The sequence below is a fragment of the Bartonella sp. AD328YNZD genome, from assembly GCF_042196425.1.
Window position 1 is genome coordinate 1 of the sequence record NZ_JBHIQG010000543.1, and the last position, 1,142, is coordinate 1,142.

Here is a 1,142-nt window from a genome sequence, read left to right on the forward strand (position 1 = left end):
GCTAGACCAATAGCAGCAGCTTGTCTTGCTTCTTTCCGAACATCCTGAATAGCATAATTCAATGTCTCAAACTTCATATCCGTATAGGATTTCGACTCGTTAACACCATCATTGACAAGACTACTAACTTTCTCATCCGTATACTTATTGGCATCTTCAAGAACTATCTTCATCTGCTCTTCAGTATAATCATGTAACTGACCACCATTAACAGCTTGCTGAGAACCTGTTTCAATCTTCCCTGCCGCTACATTGTCTATCATAACAGGTTCGCTGTCATTACCTCCTACTAACGTAATGCTATTGGTCTTTTTACCATCACTATCTTTATCATAGTTAACAACGCCATCTGTTACCGCTACTTCAATATTTTTCACATGTTGATCTATCGTATCTACTTTGTCTTCAACATCTTTTACTCTCTCATTCGTGCTCCAAAGCTGACCACCATTAACAACTTCTTGCGAGCCTTCTTCTATCTTACCATCCAATACATGCGTAATCTTACTCGACTTACCATCATGCTTCGCATCATACGCGCCTTCTTCTTCATTCCAATTCAAACCATTGCTCGCCACATTCTTCTCAACATCATGAATACGGTCGTTGATACTCGTCATACCATCACTAACACCATCAAAGGCTCCTGCTACATCATGATAGATCTTCTTTGCTGACGAACTACCATCAGAATTGAATTGCGCAACCTTGAATTCCGGAGCCCTCCATTCGCCACCTTCATAGCTAGCTCCTCCGCCTAAATACATCGCTAGCGTCTGATGCAAGGAATAAAGCTGAGAACCATTCACGGCTTCCGTCGAACCTTCAGAAAGTGTGCCCGCTTTCACGCCAGAGAGACTACGTGTATCACCATTCATGTTTGCAATTGTGATTGCACTACCCTCTTTTTCTCCACCTATCTTGATTACCTTCGTAGCATCATCCTGCTTAACAAGACTATCTCCTACAACTTTATTAATCTCATTCTGAAGCTCTTTATGAATATTCGTGAATGAATCACCAACACCAGCAAAGGCTGACGCAACATCATCATAGCTATGCTCTTCAACGGCACTGCCATCTTCTTTGACGATCTTAACTTTGAAGCTTGGAGCACTCCATTGACCTTCCTTATATTCAGC

General features: G+C 41.8%; 1 pseudogene. It reads right to left on the reverse strand.

The window, feature by feature from the left end:
• A pseudogene (locus ACFIO3_RS13515) lies at positions 1-1,142 on the reverse strand (hypothetical protein); the annotation flags it as partial.